Origin of the sequence: Natronorubrum thiooxidans, assembly GCF_900156475.1 — an archaeon.
GTDB lineage: Archaea > Halobacteriota > Halobacteria > Halobacteriales > Natrialbaceae > Natronorubrum > Natronorubrum thiooxidans.
This window is the reverse complement of record NZ_FTNR01000006.1, coordinates 162,119-186,948: the sequence shown is the minus strand read 5'-3', so window position 1 is coordinate 186,948 and position 24,830 is coordinate 162,119. Positions and strand designations below refer to the sequence as shown.

Annotated in this window: 27 protein-coding genes; 14 read left to right on the top strand and 13 right to left on the bottom strand. The window is 63.2% G+C overall.

Translation table 11 applies throughout. The features are described from left to right. Positions 1 to 68: 68 nt before the first annotated feature. Positions 69 to 1,100, bottom strand: a complete 1,032-nt coding sequence (locus BW940_RS10330; protein ID WP_076609123.1) for a DUF4350 domain-containing protein — start codon at positions 1,098 to 1,100, stop codon at positions 69 to 71. After that, positions 1,097 to 2,047 (bottom strand): S49 family peptidase, encoded by a 951-nt coding sequence (locus tag BW940_RS10325; protein ID WP_076609122.1) that lies wholly within the window; start codon positions 2,045 to 2,047, stop codon positions 1,097 to 1,099. Before BW940_RS10325 ends, BW940_RS10330 begins: the two co-directional genes overlap by 4 nt. A 105-nt stretch (positions 2,048 to 2,152) precedes the next feature. Between BW940_RS10325 and BW940_RS10320 the strand changes: the two genes are divergently transcribed. Further along, the gene (locus BW940_RS10320; protein ID WP_076609199.1) at positions 2,153 to 3,136 is read left to right on the top strand and encodes a hypothetical protein; all 984 of its coding nucleotides are present in this window, start codon (positions 2,153 to 2,155) and stop codon (positions 3,134 to 3,136) included. Between the two features lie 207 nt (positions 3,137 to 3,343). Further along, a complete protein-coding gene (locus BW940_RS10315; protein WP_076609198.1) occupies positions 3,344 to 4,219 on the top strand; it encodes a TIGR01548 family HAD-type hydrolase in 876 nt (291 codons plus the stop codon). Between the two features lie 32 nt (positions 4,220 to 4,251). Here BW940_RS10315 and BW940_RS10310 read toward each other — a convergent pair whose 3' ends face one another. Then, on the bottom strand, positions 4,252 to 4,707 hold the full coding sequence (locus tag BW940_RS10310; protein ID WP_076609121.1) for a response regulator: 456 nt from the start codon (positions 4,705 to 4,707) through the stop codon (positions 4,252 to 4,254). A 166-nt stretch (positions 4,708 to 4,873) separates the two neighbouring features. On the opposite strand from BW940_RS10310, the gene BW940_RS10305 reads away from it, so the two are divergent. Next, on the top strand, positions 4,874 to 6,466 hold the full coding sequence (locus BW940_RS10305) for an FAD-dependent oxidoreductase (protein ID WP_076609120.1): 1,593 nt from the start codon (positions 4,874 to 4,876) through the stop codon (positions 6,464 to 6,466). 2 nt (positions 6,467 to 6,468) lie between these two features. Here BW940_RS10305 and BW940_RS10300 read toward each other — a convergent pair whose 3' ends face one another. After that, positions 6,469 to 7,302 (bottom strand): glycerophosphodiester phosphodiesterase, encoded by an 834-nt coding sequence (locus BW940_RS10300; RefSeq protein WP_076609119.1) that lies wholly within the window; start codon positions 7,300 to 7,302, stop codon positions 6,469 to 6,471. A gap of 114 nt (positions 7,303 to 7,416) precedes the next feature. On the opposite strand from BW940_RS10300, the gene BW940_RS10295 reads away from it, so the two are divergent. The 9 genes from BW940_RS10295 (at position 7,417) to BW940_RS10255 (ending at position 14,208) form a co-directional block, all read left to right on the top strand. Next, a complete protein-coding gene (locus BW940_RS10295; protein WP_076609118.1) occupies positions 7,417 to 8,313 on the top strand; it encodes an ABC transporter ATP-binding protein in 897 nt (298 codons plus the stop codon). Beyond that, a complete protein-coding gene (locus tag BW940_RS10290) occupies positions 8,310 to 9,092 on the top strand; it encodes an ABC transporter permease subunit (RefSeq protein ID WP_076609117.1) in 783 nt (260 codons plus the stop codon). Before BW940_RS10295 ends, BW940_RS10290 begins: the two co-directional genes overlap by 4 nt. Position 9,093: 1 nt before the next feature. Then, the gene (locus tag BW940_RS10285) at positions 9,094 to 9,876 is read left to right on the top strand and encodes an ABC transporter permease subunit (RefSeq protein ID WP_076609116.1); all 783 of its coding nucleotides are present in this window, start codon (positions 9,094 to 9,096) and stop codon (positions 9,874 to 9,876) included. 176 nt (positions 9,877 to 10,052) lie between these two features. Next, positions 10,053 to 11,042, top strand: a complete 990-nt coding sequence (locus BW940_RS10280) for a hypothetical protein (RefSeq protein WP_076609115.1) — start codon at positions 10,053 to 10,055, stop codon at positions 11,040 to 11,042. A 69-nt stretch (positions 11,043 to 11,111) separates the two neighbouring features. Next, positions 11,112 to 11,369, top strand: coding sequence for a hypothetical protein (locus BW940_RS10275; protein ID WP_076609197.1), 258 nt, complete (start codon positions 11,112 to 11,114; stop codon positions 11,367 to 11,369). Between the two features lie 57 nt (positions 11,370 to 11,426). After that, entirely contained in the window at positions 11,427 to 11,711 is a 285-nt protein-coding gene (locus BW940_RS10270; RefSeq protein WP_076609114.1) for a hypothetical protein, read from the top strand. Between the two features lie 125 nt (positions 11,712 to 11,836). After that, on the top strand, positions 11,837 to 12,505 hold the full coding sequence (gene npdG / locus BW940_RS10265) for an NADPH-dependent F420 reductase (protein WP_076609113.1): 669 nt from the start codon (positions 11,837 to 11,839) through the stop codon (positions 12,503 to 12,505). A 310-nt stretch (positions 12,506 to 12,815) separates the two neighbouring features. Beyond that, the gene (locus BW940_RS10260) at positions 12,816 to 13,766 is read left to right on the top strand and encodes a cobalamin-binding protein (protein ID WP_076609112.1); all 951 of its coding nucleotides are present in this window, start codon (positions 12,816 to 12,818) and stop codon (positions 13,764 to 13,766) included. A 7-nt stretch (positions 13,767 to 13,773) separates the two neighbouring features. Next, positions 13,774 to 14,208, top strand: a complete 435-nt coding sequence (locus BW940_RS10255) for a desampylase (RefSeq protein ID WP_076609111.1) — start codon at positions 13,774 to 13,776, stop codon at positions 14,206 to 14,208. Between the two features lie 261 nt (positions 14,209 to 14,469). Here the strand turns inward: BW940_RS10255 and BW940_RS10250 are convergent, their stop codons facing one another. From BW940_RS10250 to BW940_RS10225, 6 genes are all read right to left on the bottom strand, one after another. Further along, positions 14,470 to 15,948 (bottom strand): sulfatase-like hydrolase/transferase, encoded by a 1,479-nt coding sequence (locus BW940_RS10250; RefSeq protein ID WP_076609110.1) that lies wholly within the window; start codon positions 15,946 to 15,948, stop codon positions 14,470 to 14,472. Between the two features lie 62 nt (positions 15,949 to 16,010). Further along, positions 16,011 to 16,820: a 2-oxo acid dehydrogenase subunit E2 gene (locus BW940_RS10245; RefSeq protein ID WP_076609109.1), complete on the bottom strand. Its 810-nt coding sequence runs from the start codon at positions 16,818 to 16,820 to the stop codon at positions 16,011 to 16,013. Between the two features lie 74 nt (positions 16,821 to 16,894). Continuing rightward, the gene (gene hisS, locus BW940_RS10240) at positions 16,895 to 18,193 is read right to left on the bottom strand and encodes a histidine--tRNA ligase (protein ID WP_076609108.1); all 1,299 of its coding nucleotides are present in this window, start codon (positions 18,191 to 18,193) and stop codon (positions 16,895 to 16,897) included. 87 nt (positions 18,194 to 18,280) lie between these two features. Continuing rightward, on the bottom strand, positions 18,281 to 18,877 hold the full coding sequence (locus BW940_RS10235) for a DUF7411 family protein (protein WP_076609107.1): 597 nt from the start codon (positions 18,875 to 18,877) through the stop codon (positions 18,281 to 18,283). Continuing rightward, on the bottom strand, positions 18,877 to 19,227 hold the full coding sequence (locus tag BW940_RS10230) for a DNA-binding protein (protein ID WP_076609106.1): 351 nt from the start codon (positions 19,225 to 19,227) through the stop codon (positions 18,877 to 18,879). The genes BW940_RS10235 and BW940_RS10230 overlap by 1 nt, the downstream gene beginning before the upstream one ends. A 110-nt stretch (positions 19,228 to 19,337) precedes the next feature. Next, complete coding sequence (locus BW940_RS10225; protein WP_076609196.1) at positions 19,338 to 19,793, bottom strand: 30S ribosomal protein S19e; 456 nt, start codon at positions 19,791 to 19,793, stop codon at positions 19,338 to 19,340. A gap of 123 nt (positions 19,794 to 19,916) precedes the next feature. Between BW940_RS10225 and thiL the strand changes: the two genes are divergently transcribed. Continuing rightward, positions 19,917 to 20,804, top strand: coding sequence for a thiamine-phosphate kinase (gene thiL / locus BW940_RS10220; protein ID WP_076609105.1), 888 nt, complete (start codon positions 19,917 to 19,919; stop codon positions 20,802 to 20,804). Positions 20,805 to 20,822: 18 nt separating this feature from the next. Here the strand turns inward: thiL and BW940_RS10215 are convergent, their stop codons facing one another. The 3 genes from BW940_RS10215 to BW940_RS10205 all read right to left on the bottom strand — a co-directional run bounded on the left by BW940_RS10215 (position 20,823) and on the right by BW940_RS10205 (position 23,609). After that, positions 20,823 to 21,986, bottom strand: a complete 1,164-nt coding sequence (locus BW940_RS10215) for a site-2 protease family protein (protein WP_076609104.1) — start codon at positions 21,984 to 21,986, stop codon at positions 20,823 to 20,825. Between the two features lie 300 nt (positions 21,987 to 22,286). Continuing rightward, a complete protein-coding gene (locus tag BW940_RS10210) occupies positions 22,287 to 22,526 on the bottom strand; it encodes a DUF7123 family protein (RefSeq protein WP_076609103.1) in 240 nt (79 codons plus the stop codon). A gap of 255 nt (positions 22,527 to 22,781) precedes the next feature. Then, entirely contained in the window at positions 22,782 to 23,609 is an 828-nt protein-coding gene (locus BW940_RS10205; protein WP_076609195.1) for a molybdopterin synthase, read from the bottom strand. 108 nt (positions 23,610 to 23,717) lie between these two features. Here BW940_RS10205 and BW940_RS10200 point away from each other — a divergent pair, with 108 nt between their 5' ends. Beyond that, a complete protein-coding gene (locus BW940_RS10200; RefSeq protein WP_143823882.1) occupies positions 23,718 to 24,758 on the top strand; it encodes a CapA family protein in 1,041 nt (346 codons plus the stop codon). The last annotated feature ends 72 nt before the right edge of the window (positions 24,759 to 24,830 follow it).

Below are 24,830 nucleotides of genomic sequence, written 5' to 3'. Positions count from 1 at the left end.
CGTTTTCAGACAACGTTCAGGGAAGTGGACACAACACCGGTCCGGACCGATGATGGGACTCGAGTCGGCTACGGTGTCGGGGACGGCTCGTCTATCGGCTCCGTTCCGATCGGTTCCTCACCCGGTGGCTGTGCTCCGAGATCGGTTTCGACCGGGTCGTCAGGTCCGATTTCGCCCGTCTCCTCTCCGGTTACGAGGAACTCGGCGACGTTGCCGATGAGGACGTTGTTATCGGCTCGGTAGGCGTTCTCCGGAGTCAGGAAACTCGAGTCGCCGATCACCGCGAGGTCGCCGTGGTGGGCACCGACGGCGTAGCTGTCGGCCTCGCGGGTGGTCGAGAGCCGCGTGTCGGCGCTCGTCTTCATCGTGGTTGTTCCCTGTGCGGTCCCGACTGCGGCTGCACTCCGAAGAACGACCTCGTCGACACCCGTGGTCAGCGGCGAATCGCCCGCTGGTTCGGCGTACAGACTGAGGTAGTTGTTGTCGTTCTCGGCGAGGTTGTAAAGATACCCCGCTTCGGTGTACATGCCGGTTGACGAGCCAAGTTGCATGACACCTTCGGAACTGCCCGGATCCGCGGCGATCACGACGCGGCCGCCGGCGTCGATGAACTCGTCGATCTGGTCGCGCTCAGCGCTCGAGAGCTGTTCCGGCGCGGTCGTCACGAACGCGTCGGCGTCGGCGAGTGTCTGCTGGAGCGGTCCGTCTTCGAACTCGTCGGCGTAGAACTCGACGCCGTGGCCGTTCGAGACGAGCGTCGTGGCGAGCGGGCCGACACCGCGTTCCGGACCGCCGACAGAGCCAGTCGACAGTTCGCGGTCGCCGTCGTCTGTAGCGATACTCAGCGGCTGTCCGCCTCCCATCCCGGTCCCGGTGTGGATTACCACGTCGTTCGCCGGTTCGGCACTGTCCATCGAAATCTCACCCCCATCGGCCGTTTCGTCTGGAAGTGCGTTCTCAGGCTGGAAGTGGTCGGTTTCGACCGTTGGCTGCTCGGGTGTCCCCTCCTCGAGTGCCAGCGTTCCAAGCGAGACGACGCCAACTGTCAGCACGAAGACGGCGACGAACGCAGCGATTAGGGTTGTGGCGCGGCCGCTCATTCCGTCTCACCTCCGGTTTCGACTGCCGTCTCCTGTGGGTGGGTAGCCGATCCGTCGAAATCGGTGTCATCGACCGCGTTGTGCCACATTTCAGGAGTCACCAGCTGGGGCTGGTGCGGGTTGAGCGCCTTGTCCGACCGCTCACCGACGACGACCGTCTCGTGTTCGTCTCCCGCAGTATCGAATCCGATCGGCATTCTAACGCCCGCTTCGGACCGGTGCGTGACGACGTCGTACGACCCCATTTCGGCGTCAGTTGCGACGTCGTGAATCGCGTCGTCGACCGTCCCGATCTCGTCTGCGATCCCGTTGTCGACCGCTTCGGTACCGAAGTAGATTCGTGCGTGTGAAACCTCCTCTCGAGTGAGTTCGAGGTCGTCCCCTCGCTGTTCGAACACGCTTTCGACGAACGTCTCCTTGATCAGTTCGGTGTCCGCTCGCGTGTCGTCGGGGTGTGAGGTTCCCTTATCTGGTGCCGTTGTGCTCTCGCTTGGCCCCGTCGGCGTTGGCGCAGGCCCCATCACGCCGACGCTCCCGACTGTCGAGGATGGCGTGACGTAGATTTCGTCAGCGGGAAGCATCGCGTAGTAGCCACCGGATGCACCCATCTGGTCGACAGCAGCGATCACCGGCATCGCTGCCGATGTCCGTTCGACCGCCATGTACATCCGTTCGCTCGACGCGGGCTGGCCGCCGGGGCTATTGACATCCAGCACGACGGCTCCGACCGACTCGTTGTGTCGAGCCTCCCGAAGCTGGTCTTCGAACTCCTGTGCGGTGTTCGAGTCGATTGCCCCGCTGACTTCGATTACTGCAACGGTTTCGTCTGGTCCATTCGCCTGGGCGTAAACCTGTGGTGCTGCGAGTGCACCCGCCGCGATCGCGACGAGTACGACTGCAGTGACCTGTTGTCGGCGTGTGAGACGCCGCCACGGACGTAATTCCATGTATTCCAATCGTTCTCATATCGGATATGTATGAATGCAAGTGTGTTTTCTCGACGCGAATGTCGTGCTTTCTACTTATATATGTTCTACCAGAACCATCGGTTAATGGTCTCAAGACGGTCGCTCGCTCGAAACGCGTTGGCCCTCGTCTGTGGCGGTTTCCTTTCAACCGGTGTTGGGACGGCGACACAGTCGCGGTCGATCCCGACGACTGGGTGGTACGATGCCAGTGCTGTCGCTGATGCTGCGACGACGGCGGTCGCAGCAGCCGATCCAGCGGTCGTGGAGAGTGTCGGCGTTCCCGACCCGATCGAGTCGGTGCTTACGGACGCACGTGCTCGGGCACGCTCGGTTTCGCTCGGCGACGTCGAGTACGTCCGCGGAAGTGTTGCCATCGACGGAACCACGATCGCCGGTGGCTGTGCCGCCGCGGTCGGCTCGTTCGACACTCAGGCAGTCGAAGCCGAACTCCGGGACCACGAACGTGGATTTACCAGCGTCGGCTCTCGACGACGACGCGACGACGCCGAACAGTTCGTCGCCACCGACGATCCGTACGCAGTCGCACTCGAGTCGTCGACGCTTCGGGTCGGATACGGACGGACTCGAGCGCGTGCCATGAAACATCTTGATGCAGCGCTTGCAGACGACTCTCGAGGACAGCCTCGAACGCGCACGCCGACCGCCAGCTACGGTTCGCTGCCGTCGCTACTCAACGGCGATGCTGTCGCGTACGCCGATCTTGGCCCGAAGACCCGGGCGTTTCTCACTGAGCGCGCGGCGGATCGCTCCGAGTCACTCGCCGCCGTTGTCGAGGCTGCCAGCGCAATCGGGTGCTCACTTCGGGTGGGATCGGCCCGTTCTCGTCTCCGGTACGGAATCGTCACTGGTCCGTCTCGACTCTCGCGGGAGACGATCGACGCGCTTGTCGATGAAGCCACGACGGGCGATCACGCCCTGACAGAGCCGACGATCCACCGCTCTGGACGGACGGTCGTCGTCGACGCCGCGGTCGAGACACCGTCGCTGTGGGCCGCCCACGAACAGTTCGCCGTGGACTCGCCCCAGCCGTCCATGTCGGCCGACTGACTCCGAACGGGTCGTGATACGGTCTGCTGTACCGAGTTACCGCCGATCACCGACCCCGTCTCTGGTGATCGGCGGTAATTGACTACAGCAGTCCGTATGAATCGTATCCGTACCTCGAGCGTGCTAGCTCGTCTCTGCGCGTTGTTGCTCGCCGCATCTCGATCCGTCGCCCTTTATTCACAGTGGGCCGTTAGCCCGCGTATGACCATCCGTGCCGATGCCGTCGTCCTCGATATTGATGGCGTGCTCGTCGACGTCGCCGACTCCTATCGCCGCGCGATCGTCGAGTCTGTCGACCGCGTCTACGACCGAACGATCCGAAAAGACGACATTCAGGCGTTCAAAGATGCCGGCGGGTTCAACAACGACTGGGAGCTCACCTACGCGGCTGCGCTGTACATTCTCGCGACCGGCGAGGGGTACGGCGAGTCGATCGAGACGTTTACTGATGCCATCGCTGCGAACGGTGGTGGCCTCGAGGCAGCCAAAGTCGCGGTTCGGGACGCCCTCGGTGCGCGGGCGACCCAGCGTGTGACCGATCGCTTAGATTGCGACCGACTCCGTGACGTCTTCCAGCAGCTGTATCTCGGTGCCGAACTCTATCGCGGACTCGAGGGCGGCGAACCCGAGATTGAGAGTCGGGGCTTCATCCACGACGAGCCGCTGTTGCTCGACGACGAGACGCGTACGGCGTTGCTCGAGGGCTACGACGTCGGCGTCGTGACCGGCCGACCCGAAGCCGAGGCCGAGATCGCGCTGGAGCGAGTGGGCCTCGAGGACGCGATTCCCGTCGACCATCGGTTTACGATGGACGACTGGGAGGAGGGCAAGCCGCACCCGAAAGCGCTGGTGACGCTCGCCGAACAGTTCGACGCCGACACCGTCGTCTTCGTCGGTGACACCTTAGACGACATCCGAACGGCCACCAACGCCGACGAGACCGATCCCGACCGCGAGTATCACGGGGTCGGCGTGCTCACCGGCGGGCTCACTGGCGAGGACGGACGCCGGAAGTACGACGATGCGAACGCGTCGGCTGTCCTCGAGTCGATTACCGAGTTGCCAGCATTGCTCGAGGCGTAAGCTCGTCACACGGTCCCTGTGGCTGCGATAACTTACGCGCCGTCGCCGTCGCCGGGGAGTCGAACGAACGTCAGCCAGAACTCTTCGAACGAGCGAACGAGGTCGACGAACTCCTCGGGATCGACCGGCTTCTGGAGGTAGGCGTTCGCGTGGAGCTCGTACGACCGAGCGATGTCTTCTTCGGAATCCGAACTGGTCAGCACGATCACGGGGATCGACCGCAGGGCCGGCTCGGATTTAAGCTCCGACAGGACGGCTTCGCCGCTCGTGCCCGGAAGCTGGAGATCAAGCAGAATAAGATCGGGCCTGGGGGTGTCGGCATACTCGCCACGCTGGTGGACGAACTCGAGTGCCGCTTCCCCGTCGGTAACGGTGTGGACGTCGCTTGCGATGCTCGCATCCGCGAACGATTCGGTAAATAACCTCGCATCTCCGGGGTTCGGCTCGACCAGCAGTATCGCGATCGCATTTTGGGCTGGTGGTGTCATACACTCGTTACGGCCGTGTTGAAAATGAATGACGTGGTGGTCCAATGCGTTCTCGGCTCAGCACTCAGCTACGGACCGGAAGCGACCGACACACCCGACGTGTCGACCTCGAGTCGACTGCCCAGCCCTTTTTTACCTGCCCCTGGTGTAGCTCGCCGCAGTTCCCATGGCCGAGTGTTTCCCCAGCGATCTTCCCGGCGAACCGACCTCGCTCTGGCTTGCGAGTACGCTCGAGACCGATCACGACGACCGCGAAGATGACCGAACGGAGACGACCGCACACGACGAGCCGCTCACGTCGAATCGATCGGTCGATGTGGCCGTTATCGGCGGCGGGATCGCCGGCCTTTCGACGGCGGTCGAACTGCGTGACCGAGGCCAGTCGGTCGCCGTCCTCGAGCGTGATCGCGTCGCGACGGGAACAACGGGGAAGTCGACGGCGAAACTGACGAGTCAACACGGGGTGATCTACGATCACCTGCGCCGGGAGTTCGGTCGCCGGCAAGCGACCCAGTATGCACGACTCCAGGAGAACGCAATCGACGAGGTCGAACGGCGGATCGACGACCTCGAAATCGACTGTGGGTTCGAACGCCACCCCTCGTATCTCTACAGCAACGAACCGGACGAGATCCAGCGCGAGACTGACGCTGCACAGGCTGTGGGGCTCTCCGCGACCTACGTGACCTCGGTGCCGCCGTTCGAGCGCGCGCAGGCGGCGGTCAGATTCGACGAGCAAGCGTGGTTTCACCCGCGACAGTACCTCCTCGGAATCGCGGCCGAACTCCGGCGCGACGACGGCGCGGCCGTCTATGAACACACCCGCGTCACGGACGTCGATCCGGGGTCTCCCTGTCGTGTCCATACTCGCGAGGCGACGGTGACAGCCGAGCGCGTCGTCCTCGCGACCGGCTTCCCAATCCTCGACCGGGCGGGCTACTTCGCCCGGATGCACCCGAAACGGTCCTACGTGCTCGGGATTCGCCTCGATGGCGACCCGCCTGAAGGGATGTATTACCGGTCGGGAGACAACTACCGCTCGGTGCGAACCCACCACGATTCGGACGGAACGCTCCTGCTCGTCGGCGGCGAGAACCACAAGACGGGACAGGGTGGCTCGACTGCCGACCGCTACCGACGACTCGAGCGCTGGGCACGCGAACGGTTTCCGGTCGCGTCGATCGACTACCGGTGGTCGACTCAGGACTACCAGACGGTCGACAAGGTTCCGTTCGTTGGTCGAGTCGGCCCTGGTGGTGAGAACGTCTTCATTGCGACCGGCTTTCGCGGTTGGGGGATGACAAACGGCGTCGCTGCCGGACGCCTGCTTGCCGATCTCATCACGGGCGCAAGCCCGCCGGAACGCGATTTGTTCTCCCCGCTTCGATTCACACCGAAGGCTTCGCTCAGCAAGACGCTCACCGAGAACGCCGATGCGGCGAGTCAGTTCGCGACCGACTGGGCACGGACCCTCTTGACCCCCGGTGTCGAGTCGCTCGAGCCCGGTGAGGGACGGGTCGTCCGCCACGGCGGGACACCGATCGCCTGTGCCCGCGACGCCGATGGTGTCCTCCACACCACGTCGGCGATCTGTACCCACCTCTCCTGTCTCGTCCAGTGGAACGACGCCGAGCGGAGCTGGGACTGTCCCTGTCACGGCTCACGCTTCGGACTCAACGGCGCGGTCCTCGAGGGGCCGGCGACTGACGACTTGCCGATGCGACGGCCGGAATCCGATCTGAACCCGGATCGGGATTGAGATCACCGCGCGCTCGAGCCCGCACCCAGTCCCGGATAGTCGGCGATGATCCCGTCGACGCCCGCGGCCGCCAGCTGCTCGAACTGGTGCCAGTTCGTGGCCGTCCAGACGTTGACCGTCCGACCCTCCGCGTGGGCTGCCTCAAGGATGTCGATCTCGCGCTCCCCTTCCGAAAGCCCAGCATACGATGTCTCCACCAACCCTGTCCCAGCAATCGCGTTTCTTGGGGGATGGATCGCCTCGCAGTCGTAGCGACGGGCGATCTCGAGGCCCGCCTCGAGGTCGTCCCAGACGAGTGTTGCGGCGGCGTAGGCGGGTGCAATCTCGCGGACGGCAGCGAGTGCTCCCTCACAGAACGACGAGAAGAGGAACTCGCCGTCGAAGGCCGCACACGCCTCGACGACGCGCTCGACGAACGGCGTCCAGACCTCGCGGCGCTTGGCTCGCTCGCCATTGCTGAGTGGGTCGCCGACCCGCAGGTCGCTCCTCCCCGGGTTCTTCAACTCGACGTTGACGCCGACTGTCTCGGGAATCGCCGCAAGGAACTCGGTGAGCGTCGGCACTGTTCCCTCGGTGCCAAGCACCCGGGTCGCCCGAAGGTCCTCGAGGCTCGTCTCCCAGACGAGCCCCGACGCATCGGTGAGTGGGCGGCCATCGCGGCTGCCATCGAGTCGGACATCGTGGATCACGACGGGCGTGCCACAGGCGGCTGGCTGCACGTCGATCTCGAGCATCGCTGTCTCGTCGGCTGCAGCGGCGCGGACGGCCGCGCCAATGGTGTTTTCGGGGGCGACGCCGGCGTAGCCGCGGTGGGCGATCACGATGGGGACAGCCATTGTTGATTGAGATAGTTTCAAACAGACGGCTGTAACTGTTCCCCTGAAAATTCGGTCGCGGACAGAGCAGCGTCCGTGACTCACGTTTAAGTATCATCCCAGTGTGCGATCCCCATGTCAGCCATTCGGATCACCGATCTCACCAAACGATACGGCGAGATCGCCGCAAACGACGGCATCTCTTTCGCGGTCGGACGTGGCGAGATCTTCGGCTATCTCGGCCCGAACGGCGCGGGCAAGACGACGACGATTCGGCTGTTGCTCGGGCTCATCAAGCCAACGTCGGGGACGGCGAAGCTGCTCGGTGCGGACATCCGTGACCGACGGGCGCTCACTGCGGCGAAAGCTGACCTCGGCTATCTACCGGATACGCTCGGCTTCGAGGAGCGACTCACCGGTCGGGAGGCGCTCGATTACTTCTCCCGGATGCGCGGCGACGAGCGGCGAGACGAACTTCTGGAACTGTTCGATCCGCCACTCGAGCAGCGGATCGAGACGTACTCGGCGGGGAATCAGCGGATGCTCGGGATCGTTCAGGCGTTTATGCACGATCCGACAGTCGCGATTCTGGACGAACCGACGGCCGGGTTGGACCCGCTCAAACAAGACCGTATGCACGCCTTTCTCGAGGCCGAACGCGACGCTGGCAAAACCATCTTCTTCTCCTCACACGTCCTGAGCGAGGTCCAACGCGTCTGTGACCGCGTCGGCATCATTCGGGAGGGGAAACTGGTCGCCCTCGAGGATATCAACGACTTACTCGAGCGGGGCGGCAAGGAGGTTCGAGTGCAGCTGACCGAGTCAGTCGACGAGAGAGCGTTCGTCACGGAGCAGATGATCGACGTCGAGACCGTCGACAGCACGGTTCGGTTTACTTACACTGGAGAGGCCGCAGCGCTGTTGGACCATCTCGTCCGGTTCGAGATCGACGACGTCGATATCGGGGACCCACAGCTTGACGATATCTTCAAACACTACTACGGGGACGAGACCCCCTCGGAGGGCAGATGACGGCCATTCTTCGCAACGAGTCGGGAAAGCTGCTCCGTGGGTCGCTAACCCTGACGGGGCTGCTCGTCATGCTCTCGGCGTTTTTCTTCGTCGTGTTTCCGACAATTCAGGACGAAGCGGCGCTGTTCGAGGCGGTGTATCCGGAGTATCTCCTCTTGTTGCTCGGGGTCGAAGAACTGCACACGATCGAGGGGTTCATCGGCGGCTATCTCTTCCCGTTCATCTGGGTCTTGCTGGCTGGAATCTACTTCGCGTACGTCAGCGCGGGGATGATCTCGAGGGATAGTCGCACGCGGCGGCTGGATCTCACGCTCGCAGGACCAGTCTCTCGCGAGTCGGTCGTCCTCGAAAAGGTCGGTGCGCTGTGGGTCCCGCTGGTCGCGTTGAATCTCGGGCTGGCGGCCGTGTTACTCGCCGGTGTGGCAGTCCTCGGCGAGTCGCTCGATGCTGTCGCGCTCGGAATGGTCCATCTGCTCGGGGTTCCTTACCTGTTGGTTTGCGCCGGCATCGGTATCGTCTGCTCCGTCATCTTCGACCGCGTTGAAACCGCCCAGGCCACGGCGCTGGTGATCGTATTCTTCCTCTGGCTGGTCGACGGACTCTCCCAGTTGAACCCCGATTTCGAGTGGGTCGGCGACCTCACACCAAGTCGGTACTACGATCCGTCGGCGATTCTTGTCCACGAGGAGTATGCGCTGGTCGACGCTGGCATCCTCCTCGCGACGTTTCTCGTCTTGGTGGGACTCGCTGTTCTCATCTTCGTTCGGAGGGATATCTGAGATGACCGCAATTTTCCGCCTCGAGTCCAGAAAGCGGGTTCGGAGTTCGACCGTATTAGTCGCCGTCTTCGCCCTGTTGTCGGCGCTGTACTTCTCGATGTTCCCCGGTATCCAAGACGAGATGGACGTTTTCGAGGAGGCGTTCCCGGAGTACATGTTCGAACTGTTCGGCATCGAAGCGATACACACGGTTGAGGGATTCATCGCCGCCGAAATCTACGCCTTCTTCTGGGTGTTGCTCGTCGCCATCTACTTTGCGTACATCGGGGCTGGCCTGATCGCCAGCGATATCCAGAACCGGACGATGGATCTTACGCTCTCGAATCCCGTCTCTCGCGAGTCGGTCGTCCTCCAGAAAGTCGCCGCGCTGTGGGTTCCGTTGGTCGCCCTGAACGTCGGGGTTTCGATCATCGTCTACGTCGGCGCGCTCGTCATTGGCGAGTCGTTCGACCCGGTTTCCCTCGCGATGGCGCACCTGCTCTCCGTTCCCTATCTACTGGTCTGTGCCGGGATTGGACTCGTGCTCTCGGTGCTCATCGATCACGTTCGAACCGCCAGAGCGACGGCGCTGAGTATCGTGTTTGCCCTGTGGCTCGTCGACAGTGTCTCGAGCGTGGATCCGGAGTATGAGTGGATCGGCGACCTTGCGCCGAGTCGCTACTACGATCCGACGGCGATTCTCGTCCGCGAAGAGTACGCGCTTCTTGACGCCGGCATCCTGCTGGCAGTCTTTCTCGTCCTCGTTGCCATCGCTGTCTTTGTCTTCACTCGTCGGGATATTTGAGCACGCTATCGTAACAACGGAAGCGATTCACAGTTGATCGCACAGCCGTCGTGCGATCAGGTGTGCAGTGACGTTCAGTGGCTACTATAGCACACGCCAACCGCCGCCACCGGACAGTCAGCCCCTGATGAACGAAGGGTCGGGCTATATCGAAATCGATCACATGGTACCTGCCCATGACACCAAGCCGACGAGACGTGTTGCGACTCGCGGGCACGACGGCGACGGCGGCGATGGCTCCTGTCGGCATCGCGGGCACTGTCACAGTCACTGCACAGGAGCCGGTCGACGGCGACCTCCCGGCGTACAGCCAGTGGCTTCCGGTCGACGACGGTGGCCTCGAGTTCGCCTTCGTCGATTGGGCGGCTCTCGACGAGTACGTCCAGGACGAACTCGAGACGGCCAACCCTAACGAAGCGGTTCCGGCAGCGTACGAAGCGGATCCGATGATTGCACCCGTTTCGGAGGGCTCGCTCTCGACGTATCTTTTCGTCGGGCTCACGCTCGGCCAGTTCAGGCTCGGCAGACTCCTCGACGACGAGGCGTTCGAGTCGACCATCGAGGGACTGCTCCGGACGACCGACGCATTCGTCGTGACCGGCCGGATCGACCCTGCAGAGATCGATGCCCAAATCACGGCAGCGCCGGAAGCCGAGTTCATCAGGCAACTCGAGCGGACTGACGAGATCGAAGGATACGATGTCTACACACCGGTTTCCGAAGCCACTGACGCAGCGATAGCCGTTGGCGACGAGGCGCTCGTGATCGTTACCGGCGAGGACCCTAACGCAGCTGACGATCCACGAACCAGACTCGAGCGACCTATCGGTGCGTCGACGGGAACTGCCGACCGGATGACGGATGCGTCCGAGGCGTTCGCGTGGACCCTCGAGCGCGCTGGCGACGGCGACGTCATCGTCGGGCAGTACGGCGACGGCGATGGGGTCGTCGATTTCGCGTTCGACGGACTCGAGGATGCTGAGAGCATCGTCTCGTCGCTTACTGTCGAGGACGAAGAGACCTCCACCGGTGAGTTCGCAGCGGTCATCGACGATCTCGATGAGGCGACACTCGAGGCCGTCCTCGGTGCCTCGGCGGACGAGCGCTCGCTCGATATCGAGGACGACCGCGTGACGGCGACGGGGATGTGGCGAGAACGGAACTGACGGCCAACGGTGTCGCACCCGACGACTGACGGCCCAGCCTTCACGACGCTCGCGCTCGAAGCTCGTTCCATGCCCGAGACCACGCTCGCAGACGTCCAACACAGTCTCGACCGCGCGATTGACCTCGAGACCGAGGCTGCCGTCGACGAGTTACGGACGGCCCGTCAGAACCTTGCGGCCCTCGAAGGAGAGCCAGCCGTCGACGAAGCTCGTCGACGGGAACTCGCGACGACGCTCGAGCAGCGGATTCGCGAGGTCAGGAACCGCGACGCCTACGACAGCGAGTTGGGTGCGGCGATGAATCCGGAAGAGGAGGACGCGCCGTAGTCCGTTTCGTGTTCCTTCTGATGGTTTTATTACAACATGTTCAGAACGAATTAACTGATGACCGATTCGGACCCTGAACCGAAAACGGACGGTGGCGCGACTGTCGGGTTCGATCAGGACGAACTCTATACGACTGTCCGAACCGCTGTCAAAGATGCCCTCCTCGACATCCTCGGTACCGTCTCCCTCCTCGGGTTTGCCCTCCTTTTCGTGGCTGTGGGTGCACAGGCGCTTTTTACCACGTCGTCGACGACCGGGACTGTCCTCGGCGGTGGCGCAATCGCGCTTGGCTTCGTGATCGCTGCGACAGCACTCGAGTTGCTCCCCTCAGTCAGCGGTTGACAGACAGAGACACTTGCTCTCGAGCTGTGACCGCCGCGACTGGGTCGGTGTGTCCGCTCTCGAGAACCCGGCGAGATCGGCCGCGCTCCATCCCTTTTATTCGGCTGCCGTCCCGAGTGTCTGACATGCGAATCGCATTACTCGGCGGAACCGGCGACATCGGACAGGGACTGGCCCTGCGTTTTGCGCGCGATACGGACCACGAGGTCCTTATCGGCTCTCGAGACCCCGAAAAGGCACGCGAGGCAGTCGACGACTACGAGGCCGAACTCGAGGGCCGCGGCGTCGACGCGAACATCAAGGGCTTTGCCAACGAGATGGCGGCCGATCGATCCGACATCGTCGTCCTCAGCGTCCCGCCGTACCACGTCGGCGACACGATCGAGGCCGTTGAAGACCGTCTCGACGAGGAGACGATCCTGGTCACCCCCGCGGTCGGGATGAAAGGCGACGAAGATGGCCTCCACTACCACCCGCCGGGAACCGGCAGCGTCACCGAACTCGTCGCCGAGCGAGCGCCCGATGAGGTACCCGTCGTCGGCGCGTTCCACAACCTCGCGGCCGACGCGCTTGCGGACCTCGACACCGACCTCGACCTCGACACCCTGCTGGTCGCAAACGACGACGACGCAAAGGAGACCGTCCGCAACCTTGCGAACGAAATCGAAGGCCTGCGCGCACTCGATGTCGGCCCGCTGGCCAACGCCGCCGAGGTCGAAAGCGTCACGCCGCTGGTGATCAACATCGCCAAACACAACGCCGATCTCCACGACGTCGGCGTCAAATTCCAGTAGCCGCGTTTCGGCGTTCTTTCGCTCGAGACACTCCATGTAGGCGGCGCGCGCTGTCGACGCGCTCGAGCGCCACGAAAGTGTGTCGACGACACCGCGTGGGGTAAGTGAACGACCGACGAGAGTGAACGAATCGACTGGGGAGGCCGTGGAAATCGGTGGTGCAGTCTGAGCAGTTCGCTTGACTTCGTCATTCGAATCTGTCACTTGAACTCGAAGTCGAGTCCTCATTAGTCGTTCTCAGCTCGATCAGCCCGACTCGAGGGTGACCTCGAGCCGGCTGTTTTTGCCCGTCCGCTCCCTACGATCCTCCATGCGAATCGTTACGATGCTTCCCTCGGCGACCGAAACCGTCGCCGCCCTCGATCTCGAACCGGCGGCCGTCTCCCACGAATGCGACCACCCACCCGGTGTCGAAACACTCCCGTCGGTTACGGCCTCGAGAATCGACACCGACGGCTCGAGTGCCGACATCGACAGTCAGGTGCTCGAGACCGCCGACGACGGGGGCGTCTACGACGTTGACACCGACCTGCTCGCAGAGCTCGAGCCGGAGCTAATCGTCACGCAGGGGATGTGTGACGTCTGTGCGGTCGACGAGACGGTCGTCACCGAGGCCGTCGACACCCTCGATTCCGACCCAGAGATCCTGACGACCGACCCTCACAGCGTCGGCGACGTCCTCGACGACCTCGAGCGAGTCGGCCACGCGACGGGTCGCGAGGAACGCGCCCGCGAGGTCCGGGCCGCCCTCGAGTCCCGAATCGACGCGATTCGGACCCAAACTGCTGACCTCGACCCCAACGAACGGCCACGGGTCGCCATCTTCGACTGGACCGACCCCGCCATGATCGCGGGCCACTGGACGGCCGACCTCGTCGAGTGGGCCGGCGGCACGTACGGGCTGGCCGACGCCGGCGAGCGCTCGCGGCCCCGCGAGTGGGACGAGATTCGTGCGTACGATCCCGAACTCGTGATCGTCGCCCCCTGTGGCTTTGGCCTCGAGCAGATCGCTGCCAACGCGGCGGATCTCACCGAGCGTGAGGGCTGGGACGAGCTTACTGCAGTCCAGAACGGGCGCGTCTGGGCGATGGACGGCGACCACTACCTCAATCGGCCCGGCCCGCGACTGGTCGACACCCTCGAGGCGCTGGCCTCGATCGTCCAGCCCGATCTGTTCGACGACGAGACGCCGCCGGAACCGCTTTCGGAGATCGCGGTTCCGTTCGAGACGCTTTCGGCGCGACTCGAGGCGGACGCCTAACCAGCTGATGACGCCCGATCCCGAACTCGTCGTTCCGACCGCGATCCGTGACGTGATCCTCGAGCGTGCTCGCGACGGTCGCCCCGAAGAGATCTGTGGAGTCTTCGGCGGCGAATACGACCCCGACGGGCGAAGTCGCGTTCGCTCGCAGTACCCCGCCGACAACGTCGCCGAGACGCCACGGACGCGCTACCGGATCAATCCGGAGGCCCAACTCGAGCTCTTCGATCGCCTCGAAGAGCGCGGCGAGGAAATCGTCGGCTTCTATCACTCCCATCCCCGCGGCCCACCGCGGCCGAGCGAGACCGACGTCGCACAGGCGACCTGGCCGGATCGCTCGTATCTGATCGTCTCGCTCGAGCCACGCGAGGTCGGCTCGTGGCGCTGGCGGGAGGACGAGGATGCGGGTCGGTTCGAACGAGAGCGTCTCGTTCTCGAGTGAGTGGCTGTCTCAGGTGTGGTTGGAGCGATAGTGGTCGCTCGCGCATCTTTGTGTGAGCTGAGACAGACGAAAACACACTCGCGCTGGCAATGATGAGCGCCACAGCCTCCCCAGCCGACTCGCTCGTTCACGTCGTTCACTCACTCGCCCCTCACACGACGTCGTCGACGCACACTCACCGAGTTCGGGTTCGTCGACAGCGCGCGCCACCGCACGTGGACAGTCAGTGATCGACGTGGACTGCCAGTTGTTCGGGCGTCGTTACGACGCGTCTCTGAGCACGTCCGGCACCCAGCCCTGATTCGGGTCGTCCGTCTCCTCCATCCACTCGATCAATCGCTCCCGCATCTCGCTGCGAACCTCTCCGTACTCGGGGTGGTCGATCAGGTTCTGGAGTTCGGCGGGATCGGCCTCGAGGTCGTACAGTTCGTCGATATCCGGCCCGTTGTAGACGTACTTGTATCGCTTCGTGCGGACCATTCGCTGGGTGTAGAGGCCGAACTCGTCGCCGTGGTACTGGGCGAACGTGGAGTCGGGCCACTCCAGCGACACGTCGTTCGGATTTCCGCCGGACTCGAGCAAGGGAACGATGCTCCGAGCGTCGAAGGCGTCCGGGACCGCGACGTCGCCGATTTCGAGGAACGTCGCCGCGAGGTTGTGGAGATGAACAGGGGCATCACAGACCGCTCCCGGGTCGGTAACGCCGGGCCAGCGAACCTGCAGTGGAATTCGATAGGTGTCGTCGTACATCAACGGCCCCTTGTTGAACTGGCGGTGGCCGCCGGCGAAATCGCCGTGGTCCGAGGCGTGGACGACGACCGTCTCCTCGGCGAGGCCGTGGCGCTCGAGCGCCTCGAGCACGCGCTCGAGTTGGTCGTCGAGCATTGTCACGAAGCCCCAGTACTTCGCGATGGCTTCGGCCCAGAGTTCCCAGTCGAAGCCATCAACGCCGCGATAATGAAGGTAGTTCTCCTGCACCCGTGGTTTCCCATCGTAGGTCTCGGCGTAGCTTTCGGGCCGCTCGATCTCGTCGGGATCGTACATCGAGGCGTACGGCTCGGGGACGACGTAGGGGTGGTGTGGCCCGTAGAAATCGGCTCGGTGGAAAAACGGTCCGTCCCGGTCGCGCTCGGCGTGGGCGTCGATCGCCTCGATCGTTTTCTCGGCGAGAAACCACGCACGGGTCTCTTCGACGTCGATCGGCGTTTTCGCTGCGACGAACGTCCCCGTAGTGCTGTCTCGGGGGTTCGTCCCCGTGTAGATCTCGTCCTCGAGTTCGACCGCTTTGATCGGTTCCCCGCGCTCGCGGCGATACTCGCGGAACGCGTCGTCGATGTCGTCGTGGTGGGTGTCGCTGCCGCCGAGATACGAGAAGCCGAACTCCTCGGGCGTCTGGTCGCGGCCGACGTGCCATTTGCCAACGTAGCTCAGATTGTAGCCGTGTTCGGCCAACTGTTCGGAAAACGTGGGATGCTCGGACGGCAGGTTCGGCTGAATCGAGTCGGCCTCGTGGCTGTTGTTCAACATCCCGTGACTATGGGGATACCGGCCGGTCAGCAACGATGCGCGAGCGCTCGTACAGATACTGATCGGCGTGAACGCGTGTGTAAAGCGCATGCCCTCGCTCGAGAGCCGATCCATCGTCGGCGTCTCGACGGGCGATCCCTCGGGTGCGCTGCAGTCGTATCGCTCCTGATCGGTAAGGACAAAGAGGACGTTCGGGCGATCGGCGTCGACCATCAAGGGTCGTACACCAAGAGTGTAGTTAATGTTGGGGCCTGGTCTGGATTCGACGCGAACGGTCAGTCGTGTCCTGATGGCTGCGACTCGAGCGCCGTCTCGATCCCTCGACCGTCTTCGACGAGTTCTTTCAACCGTTGGACGAACCGCGCGGCCGGCGCACCGTCGACGACGTCGTGGTCGACCGTCACCGTGAGATTGAGGTACTCGCGGGGTTCGATGTTGCCGTCGACGATGCCCGGTTTTCGTTCGATGCCACCGACTGTCAGCTGCAGCGAGTAGTTCGTCGGACTGATCCCCCAGCCACCGCCCGTGCCGAACATCCCGATGGACGTTACGGCGACAGTGCCCGCAATCCGTTTCCAGCGTCGCGGAAAGTACTGGGGCAGCCGCCAGAACAGCCGTCGAACGGGTGCTGGGAGTCGAAGGCCCAGCGACGCCAATTTGGGTTGTCGTCCCTCGTTGGGGTCGCGCTGGGCGGCACGAATCTCGTTGTGGATCGATCGTAACGACCGCCGATTCGCCGCCCTGATAACGTGTGGGACGCCGGTTTGCACGCCGTCGACCTGCGTTTCGACGATGACCATCACGTCGACGTCGTCGAACCGAACAATTCGTCCCCGCCAGTCGCGATACGACTGGAGCGTTGGGTGGTCCTCGAGGGCTTGCGCCAGACAGTATACGAGAAACGCCGTGAACGAAAGTTGCTCTCCACGCTCGGTTTCGCCGTTCCGGATGCGGCGCCGCACGTCGGTAACGTCGAACTCGACGAGCCCGTGGACGACGCTCCGTCTGCCGGCCGCCTGCATGTAATCGACGGTCCCACGGCGCTGGATCGGGAACGACTCGACCGTCTCTCCTCGGTCAGTCATAGGCGACGTAGCCCAAGGACGGGGAAACGTCTTTGCCCATAACGGGTCGCTCGAGGCTATGAAACGGAGAGTCCTTACGCGAGGTCGTCGAACGTCGGCCGCTCGTGGTCGCCGGGGAACGAGTCAACTGGAACCTGCGTCTGGTCGCCCGATTCCATATCCTTGATCGTTACTTCGTCGTTCTCGAGGTCCTGTTCGCCAACGATAACGACCGTCTCGGCGTTGATCGAGTCGGCGTAGTTCAGTTGCGCGCCGAAGGAGCGGCCCGCGACGTCGGTTTCGACGATGTGGCCACGGTCGCGGAGGTCGCGGACGACCCGGGCCGCCTCGGATCGCGTGTCGCCGATCTGGAGGACGTAGTAGTCCGTCGTCACTTCCTCCTCGGGCCAGACGCCCGCGCGCTGCATCAGGAGGGGCAGCGTTGCGTGACCCGGTGCAACGCCGACCGCGGGTGTCGGCTGGCCGCCGAAGCCTTCGATGAGGTCGTCGTAGCGGCCACCGCCGAAGATCGACCGCGAGACCTCACCTGCGGAGTCGAAACACTCGAAGACGACGCCGGTGTAGTAATCGAGACCGCGCGCGGTCTCGAGCGAGATCGTACAGTACTCACGCGCGCCGAAATCGTCGGCGGCGTCGAGGACGTTCTGGAGGTTCTCGACGGCGTCGTCGACGCGTTCGGTGTCGGCAAACGACTTGACTGCCTCGAGGTTGCCGCCGGCGATGAGGTCACCAAACTCGGCGGCCTGATCTGCCGTCAGGCCGGCGCCGATCAGCAGGTCGTGGTACTCGACCTGTGAGAGCTTATCGGACTTGTCGACGGCCCGAATCGCCGCCTCGGTGTCGACGTCGGCCTCGTAGCTCTCGAGGACGCCACCCAGAATATCGCGGTGGGAGATGCGGAACTCGAAGTGCTCGCCGGTCAGTCCCAGCCCGGTCAGTGCGTCGGCGGCCCAGGCGAGGATCTCGGCGTCGGCCTCGGGTTCCTCGGAGCCGAAGATGTCGACGTTGGTCTGGTAGAACTCGCGCTGGCGGCCCTGCTGGACCTGCTCGTAGCGCCAGAACGGCCGCGTCGAGAACCACTTGATCGGCTTCGAGAGCGCCTGTTGTTTGGCGACGACCATCCGTGCGACCGTCGGCGTCAGCTCCGGGGTGAGCGTCACGTGGCGGCCGCCCTGATCCTCGAAAGAATAGAGTTCATCGACGATGTCATCGCCGCTCTTGTCGGTCCACATCTCCGCGCGCTCGAGTGCGGGCGTACCGATCTCACGGAAGCCGTAGCTGCGGGCAGTGTCCTCTAAGGTGTCGATGGTCGCCCGCCTGGCGGCCATCTCACCGGGGTAGAAATCACGAAAGCCCTTGATGCCGTCGTACATGCCCCGGTATTGGGGCACGGCGAACTTCTATCCTGTTATTTAGTGATTGCTCGTTTACTGTCGGCACACGGCGATCACTGCCGGCCCTTAGCCGCGATGAACGCCAGTGACGTACGTCTGATCGTGGTCCGGGAACAGCTCTCTGATCGCCGCGTGCCCGTCTTCGTCGGCGATGAGCGCTCGCAATTCCGCTTCGTAATCGGCCCGATCGATCTCCTCGCTCGGTCCGGCAATCACTTCAAGTCGATCCTCGACCAGCCGGTCGACGGCTGTGCGGCCAAAGCCCGACAGCGGCGCAATGTAGTCGATGTCGTGACGATCCTCGAGGCTCTGAGCCTGGGCTCTCGAGACCGTCGGGACCCGGTCGTCGCGTCGGGTGCCGTCGGCGATGGCGTCGAACTCCCGCTGGGCCAGCCGCTCGAGGGCGTGCTGGTGGATCTGTTGGATGCCGTTGCGGGGGAAGCCGTCGGCCCGGATCTGGGCGACGGCGTCGTGGGCAACTGCGGGATCGAGTTCGAGCCGGTCGAACGCAAAGCCGATGGCCTCGGCGGTCTCGCAGGCGTGTTTCCAGTCGTCACTGATGCCAAAGTGGGCTGTGACGAGCGTTACGTCGTAGAACTCCTCGAGGAGAAGGGCCGCGAGCGTCGAATCTTTGCCGCCGCTGTAGAGGACGCCGAGCTCCATTAGCGGCGCTTGATGTCGAAGCTCTTCGAGTCGGGCTTTAACTCCTGCAGGAGCTGTTTCATTTTGTCGTCATCGATCTTCCCCTGAATGCGACCGCTGCGGGCGAGTGTGACGACCTGTCGTTCGACCTGTTCGCCGAACTGCGGCTTGCTCATCTTGACAGTGTTGAGCCGCTTGCGAGCCTCGTCGGTCAGGTGCTGGCGCAGGACGGCTTTTTTCTGGGCTTCGGCCTGTTGCTGGGCGGCCTCCTGGGAGGCACCGCCTTGCTGGCCCTCTGCCTGTTCTTGGAGCTGTTCCATCTTCTTCTGGCGGAGTTCCTCGAGTTTCTCCTCGTCTGGTGAACCACTCATAGCTACACGCATCTACCGTCGCACGGCGGAAAATGATTTCGGACGACCGTGAACGCCAGACGGCTCTCTGCGGTTGTGTCGGCGTGAAAACTGGACTCCGAATCCGTCGTCTACGCGTAGCGCTCGAGTTCCGGACGGTCGAGGTCTTCGAGAACGTCGCCGGCGGTGTCGTCGAGCAGGCTGCGTCCCTCGGGCGTGATACGGCGTCCCTCACCTTCAGCGGTCTCGACGAGGTCTTCCTCTTCGAGCTGCTGGAGAATCGTTCGAATCAGGTTCTTCGAGCCGTCGGCGCGCTTGTCGGGAGCGACCTGGTAGCGGTTCGAGCCGTTCTTGCCACCGCCGTACTCCGTCGAGAGTCGTTCGACACCGACAGGGCCGCGGTCAGCGACCTTGCGCAGGAGGCTTGCAGCACGCGTTGCCCAGAAGTCTTCCTGTTCTGGTGGGAGTTCGCGGTCGACACCGGTCTTTGCGAACTTGCCCCAGTCGGGTTCGTCGAGTTGGTCCTCGAGTTCGTCGGCGAGCGCCTCGATGAGGTCGTCCGCCGGAACGTCGTACATCGTAGCCATTGGCGTGTGGTTCCCGTCCGCGGCATTTAAGAGCATCGTATCGCCCTCAGCGTTCGTCTCTCCAAGCCACATTCGCCACGTTCGGCCCGCATCGTTTTTCGCCCTCGAGTCGAAACAGGGTGCATGGACGAACGCGCCGCCCTGGCGCTTTTAGCGCGCGAACTCGAGTTTGCCGGCGACGACGCCGCCATCATCGACGGGCTCGTGATCACGACGGACATGCTCCACGATCGGACGGACTTTCCCGACGGCACGACCCGCTACACGGCAGGCTGGCGAGCCGTCGGTGCGTCGTTGTCGGACGTGGCTGCAATGGGTGCGGAGGCGACGGCTGCCGTCGCCGCCTACGCCGCTCCGGAGTTCGATCCCGAGGAATTGCTCGGCTTCGTCCGTGGCGCACGCGATGTCTGTGATCGCGTCGACGCGAAATACGTCGGCGGCGATCTCGATGGCCACGACGAGTTTACCGTGACGACGACGGCCATCGGCCACATCGACGACCCCGTTTCCCGAAGCGGCGCTCGAGCCGGTGATCTCGTCTGTGTCACCGGCACACTTGGCCGCAGCGCCGCCGCCCTCGAGTTCTTTGAGCGCGGCGATGACGCCGCCCTCGAGCGGGCAAACGAGCTGTTCCGTTTCGAGCCACGCGTCGCAGCCGGGCGGGCGCTTGCTCCCCACGCGACGGCGATGATGGACTCGAGTGACGGACTCGCCCGTTCGCTCCACCAGCTTGCCGAGGCCAGCGACTGTGGGTTTGCGATCGAGTCCGACTCGGTGCCAATCGCCGACGCCTTGCTGGAGGTGGCTGCCGACGATGACGTTCTCGAGCGTGCGACGACGTTCGGCGAGGACTTCGAACTCGTCGTCACGCTGCCCGAATCGGCACTCGAGGCCGTCCAGTCGGCGATCGACATCGACTGTTCGGTGATCGGGCAGGTTACGGACCCTGGCCACGGGATCACGCTGGACGGCGAGCCACTCGCGGATCGGGGCTTCACCCACGGTGGATAGCTCCAGTGTGCGTACTCGTTACTGGATGACTTCGAGCGGCACTGGCATGAAACAGAGTAGCCCGAGCCCGAACGTCACGATACCGACGATAAACCGCCAGGTTCCCAGTTGTTCTTCGGCGACCGGGTGTGCTGCCCCCGCCGAGGCGAGCACCATCGCCAGGAGCCCCCAGAACACCCAGATGAACACCGTTTGGAGGCCGTAGCCGCCGACGTAATAGAGGTAGGCGGCGAGACCGAACAGGACGGCCGGAACGAGTGCGCCGATCGTTTCGTAGAACTCGCTGGTCATCGCCCGGAGGATGTGGCCCCCGTCGAGTTGGCCGACGGGAATCAGGTTGAGGAAGGTGACGAACATGCCGACCCAGGCACCGATGACGACCGGATTGATGTTTCGCGTCGGATCGTCACCGTACAGCGGCTGATCGACTGCCATCGCGAGCAACTCGAGCAAGGGTGGAATGCCGAGTTGCACTGCGCCCGCGTCGGACTGCTGGGCGATCGACTCTGGAACGGTTACCGGCGGCATGTGGAGTCCGATCACGGCGACGATGATCGTCGCGATCAGGCCCGCCAGCGGACCGGCGACGCCGATATCGAACAGCGCCTTCCGGTTTGGCATCCGCCCCTTCAGCTTGATCACTGCCCCCATTGTCCCGATAATCGTCGGCACGGGGAGGAAATACGGCAACGAGGCGTCGACCTCGTGATACCGGCTCAACGCGTAGTGGCCCAGTTCGTGGATCCCTAGTACCGAGAGGATCGCGAGCGAAAACGGCCAGGCGTGGACCATCTCGAGGGGGTCAGCGAACGGATCGATCGACGGATACCACCACAGCGCACCGACGAGCAGTGTCGAAAATACCGTGGCCACGAACAAGATAATGTTCGTCCACGGAATCCCGTCGATGCCGAGGCTGACCGGTTCGGCGACGATGACGTACTCGCCGTACTTGGTCGTCAGCTGTGGTTCGTATCCTGCCTTCCGAAACACGGGCCACAGCTCCTGTATCGCCTGTTCGGGATGGACCCGCGGATCGCCGTAGTACACCAGTTGCTCGTCCTCAGCTCGGACCTCGTAGATCGCAAACACCGATTCGATCCGCTCGAGGGGCGGGCCGTCCTCGAGTGACGGGCCATCCGCCCGCGACGATCCGAACCCGGGCGAGTCGACGTCATCCATTGCTCGATACTCAGGGACCACGCCGTATAAATCGACTGCGTCCACAGGATCGACCGACGGCTGAGACGGATTGCTGTAACTATTTATCGCCGATCGCCAGAACGGGTCGGCGATCGGCGGTAATTGACTACAGTAAACCGTATGAGACGGCCTGCTGTCCCTGTGTCTTATCCCAACTCCTGATGGGTCGGGTTGTACTGGAACTGCCGTCCAGCAGAGCGTATGCTACGATATTGTTAGAAACTAGTTAGAACGTGTGCCGGATGGCGATTTCGAACGCGCCGGCACGACGGGGGACGATCACACCGGTTCGACGCGCCACGTGGTCGCGCTCGTGTACGACCACTTCTCGATCTCGAGTTCGGTTGCCGACTCCGAGAGCTTGACCATCAACGCGCCGATCTCTTTGGGGGACATCCCGACGTCGTCTGCGATGAACTTGCCTTTGAAGTACAGTTCACCGTCTGCTGCGCGGTTGCGCAGGTAGCGTTTCAGGCGGTGTTCCTTGCTTTCCGTGGAGGGGTGGGCTGTAGTGCTCATCGACAGTTGCTCTTTGTGGGGGAGATATGTTATAAAGCAAGGATGGTTAGTGGCGTTTCATTTGCGTTCAGCAATCTGGGGGGTAACCACCGTTTTATCCGTGTTTATCTGACTCTTTACTGTCGCTCGAGAGACTGTTAGACGTTTTATAACTCGTTCTAATCTATTATCGGTGTCTAAATATTCATTGTGACTGGACTGTCTTTTTTCGTGATTGATGACCTATTTTGAACGAGATCTCGGCGAACAAATCCCTCAGGGGCGGTCGTGAACCCAGAACTCGTCGTCGACCGTGACTTCCTTTTTGAACAGCGGCACTTCGTCTTTCAGCCGATTGATTCCGTCTTCGACGGTTCGAAACGCCTCCTCGCGATGGCCGGCGAGGACGACAACGAAGACGATATCTTCGCCATCGGCGACGACACCGGTCCGGTGGTAGAGTTCGACCTCGAGTACGCCGTCGCGGGCCTCGAGATCCGCCTCGAGGGCGGCCATTCGCTCGTCTGCGACGCCCTCGTACTTTTCGAACTCGAGATACTGTGTGCGCGCGTCGTCGTCGTCGTCTTTCGCGCGGACTCGGCCGGTAAACGTCGCGATCGCACCCGCCCGATCCGCCGTCGGTGACCGCTTGACCTGATCGACCAGCGACTCGAGTGTTTCGTGGGGTTCCGTCTCCGTAAGGGCGGTGACGACGGCCTCGACATCGAGTTCGCCGGGTGTGTCGACGGCTGCAATGACGTCGTCGTCCTCGACATCGCTCGAACCGACGACGAGTTTCGGGTACCGAAGGTCGGCAACGCCGACGACGACCGCATAATCACAGGTCGGTGTCAGTCCATCGAGCGCGTCCGTGACGTCCATCCCCGTCCCGGTGGCGGTCCAGTCGCCGTCGGCACCGAGGTCGTAGATGACATCGCCGCCGACGGCCGTCGGTTCGTGGGTGTGCATTCCGTCTGCGATGGTGGCGTCGTATCTGATAACACCGACACGGCCCTCCTGTGTGAGCCGATCGACGGTTCGGTCGACGACTCGTTCGAGTGTGTCGCCGCGTGTGCCGTGGTCGAGAATACCGAGTACGTGCATGGCTGAGATATGGTGACGTCGGACTTTGTAGCTGTCGACGTCCAGCATCGTTCGCCGTGTGCTTCTCGCCGATGGGGGATTTTGCACCTGCGTCGTGACGATGTCGCTATGCCACACCATATCGGCTTTACCGGCGACGTCATGCTCGGTCGGCTGGTCGATCAGCGACAGCGCAACCGCGCCGTCGATGCCGTCTGGGGGTCCGTCCTCGAGCGACTCCGTGAACTCGACGGCCTCGTGATCAACCTCGAGTGTGTGCTTTCGACCCGCGGTCAGGAGTGGCAACGAACCCATCGCCCGTTTCATTTCCGTGCCGATCCAGACTGGGCGATTCCCGCGCTCGAGCGTGCTGGTGTCGACTGCTGTGCGCTCGCGAACAATCACGTGCTCGACTACGAGGCGGTCGCCTTGCGCGACACGCTCGAGCACCTCGACGCGGCAGGCATCGCCCGTTCCGGGGCCGGCAAGACGATCGACGAGGCGCTCGAGCCGGCAGTGTTCTCGGTCGGCGACCTCAGCGTTGCCGTCGTCTCACTGACCGACAACACGCCGGAGTACGCAGCCGACGAGGACTCGCCGGGAACGGCCTGGATCGAGCTCGACGACTGGCGACACGACTCGAGCAACCGGACTGCGTCCGACGACGGCGTCGAACACGAAGCGACACGCCAGCGCGTCCGGGAGGCGCTCGAGCGAGCACACGAGAGCGATCCCGATCTGCTGGTCGCCTCGCTGCACTGGGGGCCGAACATGGTCACGGAGCCGCCGGACTCGTTTCAGGCGTTTGCCCGGTGGCTGATCGACGAGGGCGTCGATCTGCTCCACGGCCATAGCGCCCACGTGTTTCAGGGACTCGAGGTCTACGAGGGAGCGCCGATCATCTACGATGCGGGCGATTTCGTCGACGACTACGCGGTTGGGCCTGAGTTGCGAAACGATCGCGGGTTTCTGTTCGATCTGTCGGTGACGAGCGACGGAACGCCGACCGAACTGCGACTGCACCCGACCGAGATCGACGACTGTGCGGTCCACGAGGCGAGTCAGGGTGCAGCCGAGTGGTCCCGCGAGCGGATGCGAGAACTGTCCGAGCCGTTCGAAACCGAGTTCGACCGCGATGGCGACGCGCTCGTCCTTCCAATCGGTAGATAATCTGCCCCGTGGTGAAACGACTCGCGTGGTTCCAGCCAGTTGGCAACCCTTAAGATTGGCTCGCGGTTACAC

Coding starts and splice junctions, on each gene's coding strand:
- BW940_RS10200 (WP_143823882.1), top strand. CDS start 23,718: ATGCCACACCATATCGGCTTTACCGGCGACGTCATGCTCGGTCGGCTG.
- BW940_RS10275 (WP_076609197.1), top strand. CDS start 11,112: ATGCCCGAGACCACGCTCGCAGACGTCCAACACAGTCTCGACCGCGCG.
- BW940_RS10280 (WP_076609115.1), top strand. CDS start 10,053: ATGACACCAAGCCGACGAGACGTGTTGCGACTCGCGGGCACGACGGCG.
- BW940_RS10230 (WP_076609106.1), bottom strand. CDS start 19,227: ATGAGTGGTTCACCAGACGAGGAGAAACTCGAGGAACTCCGCCAGAAG.
- npdG (WP_076609113.1), top strand. CDS start 11,837: ATGCGAATCGCATTACTCGGCGGAACCGGCGACATCGGACAGGGACTG.
- BW940_RS10225 (WP_076609196.1), bottom strand. CDS start 19,793: ATGGCTACGATGTACGACGTTCCGGCGGACGACCTCATCGAGGCGCTC.
- thiL (WP_076609105.1), top strand. CDS start 19,917: ATGGACGAACGCGCCGCCCTGGCGCTTTTAGCGCGCGAACTCGAGTTT.
- BW940_RS10330 (WP_076609123.1), bottom strand. CDS start 1,100: ATGAGCGGCCGCGCCACAACCCTAATCGCTGCGTTCGTCGCCGTCTTC.
- BW940_RS10290 (WP_076609117.1), top strand. CDS start 8,310: ATGACGGCCATTCTTCGCAACGAGTCGGGAAAGCTGCTCCGTGGGTCG.
- BW940_RS10245 (WP_076609109.1), bottom strand. CDS start 16,820: ATGACTGACCGAGGAGAGACGGTCGAGTCGTTCCCGATCCAGCGCCGT.
- BW940_RS10255 (WP_076609111.1), top strand. CDS start 13,774: ATGACGCCCGATCCCGAACTCGTCGTTCCGACCGCGATCCGTGACGTG.
- BW940_RS10260 (WP_076609112.1), top strand. CDS start 12,816: ATGCGAATCGTTACGATGCTTCCCTCGGCGACCGAAACCGTCGCCGCC.
- BW940_RS10235 (WP_076609107.1), bottom strand. CDS start 18,877: ATGGAGCTCGGCGTCCTCTACAGCGGCGGCAAAGATTCGACGCTCGCG.
- BW940_RS10210 (WP_076609103.1), bottom strand. CDS start 22,526: ATGAGCACTACAGCCCACCCCTCCACGGAAAGCAAGGAACACCGCCTG.
- BW940_RS10305 (WP_076609120.1), top strand. CDS start 4,874: ATGGCCGAGTGTTTCCCCAGCGATCTTCCCGGCGAACCGACCTCGCTC.
- BW940_RS10300 (WP_076609119.1), bottom strand. CDS start 7,302: ATGGCTGTCCCCATCGTGATCGCCCACCGCGGCTACGCCGGCGTCGCC.
- BW940_RS10295 (WP_076609118.1), top strand. CDS start 7,417: ATGTCAGCCATTCGGATCACCGATCTCACCAAACGATACGGCGAGATC.
- BW940_RS10270 (WP_076609114.1), top strand. CDS start 11,427: ATGACCGATTCGGACCCTGAACCGAAAACGGACGGTGGCGCGACTGTC.
- BW940_RS10310 (WP_076609121.1), bottom strand. CDS start 4,707: ATGACACCACCAGCCCAAAATGCGATCGCGATACTGCTGGTCGAGCCG.
- BW940_RS10285 (WP_076609116.1), top strand. CDS start 9,094: ATGACCGCAATTTTCCGCCTCGAGTCCAGAAAGCGGGTTCGGAGTTCG.
- BW940_RS10320 (WP_076609199.1), top strand. CDS start 2,153: ATGGTCTCAAGACGGTCGCTCGCTCGAAACGCGTTGGCCCTCGTCTGT.
- hisS (WP_076609108.1), bottom strand. CDS start 18,193: ATGTACGACGGCATCAAGGGCTTTCGTGATTTCTACCCCGGTGAGATG.
- BW940_RS10250 (WP_076609110.1), bottom strand. CDS start 15,948: ATGGTCGACGCCGATCGCCCGAACGTCCTCTTTGTCCTTACCGATCAG.
- BW940_RS10215 (WP_076609104.1), bottom strand. CDS start 21,986: ATGGATGACGTCGACTCGCCCGGGTTCGGATCGTCGCGGGCGGATGGC.
- BW940_RS10325 (WP_076609122.1), bottom strand. CDS start 2,047: ATGGAATTACGTCCGTGGCGGCGTCTCACACGCCGACAACAGGTCACT.
- BW940_RS10205 (WP_076609195.1), bottom strand. CDS start 23,609: ATGCACGTACTCGGTATTCTCGACCACGGCACACGCGGCGACACACTC.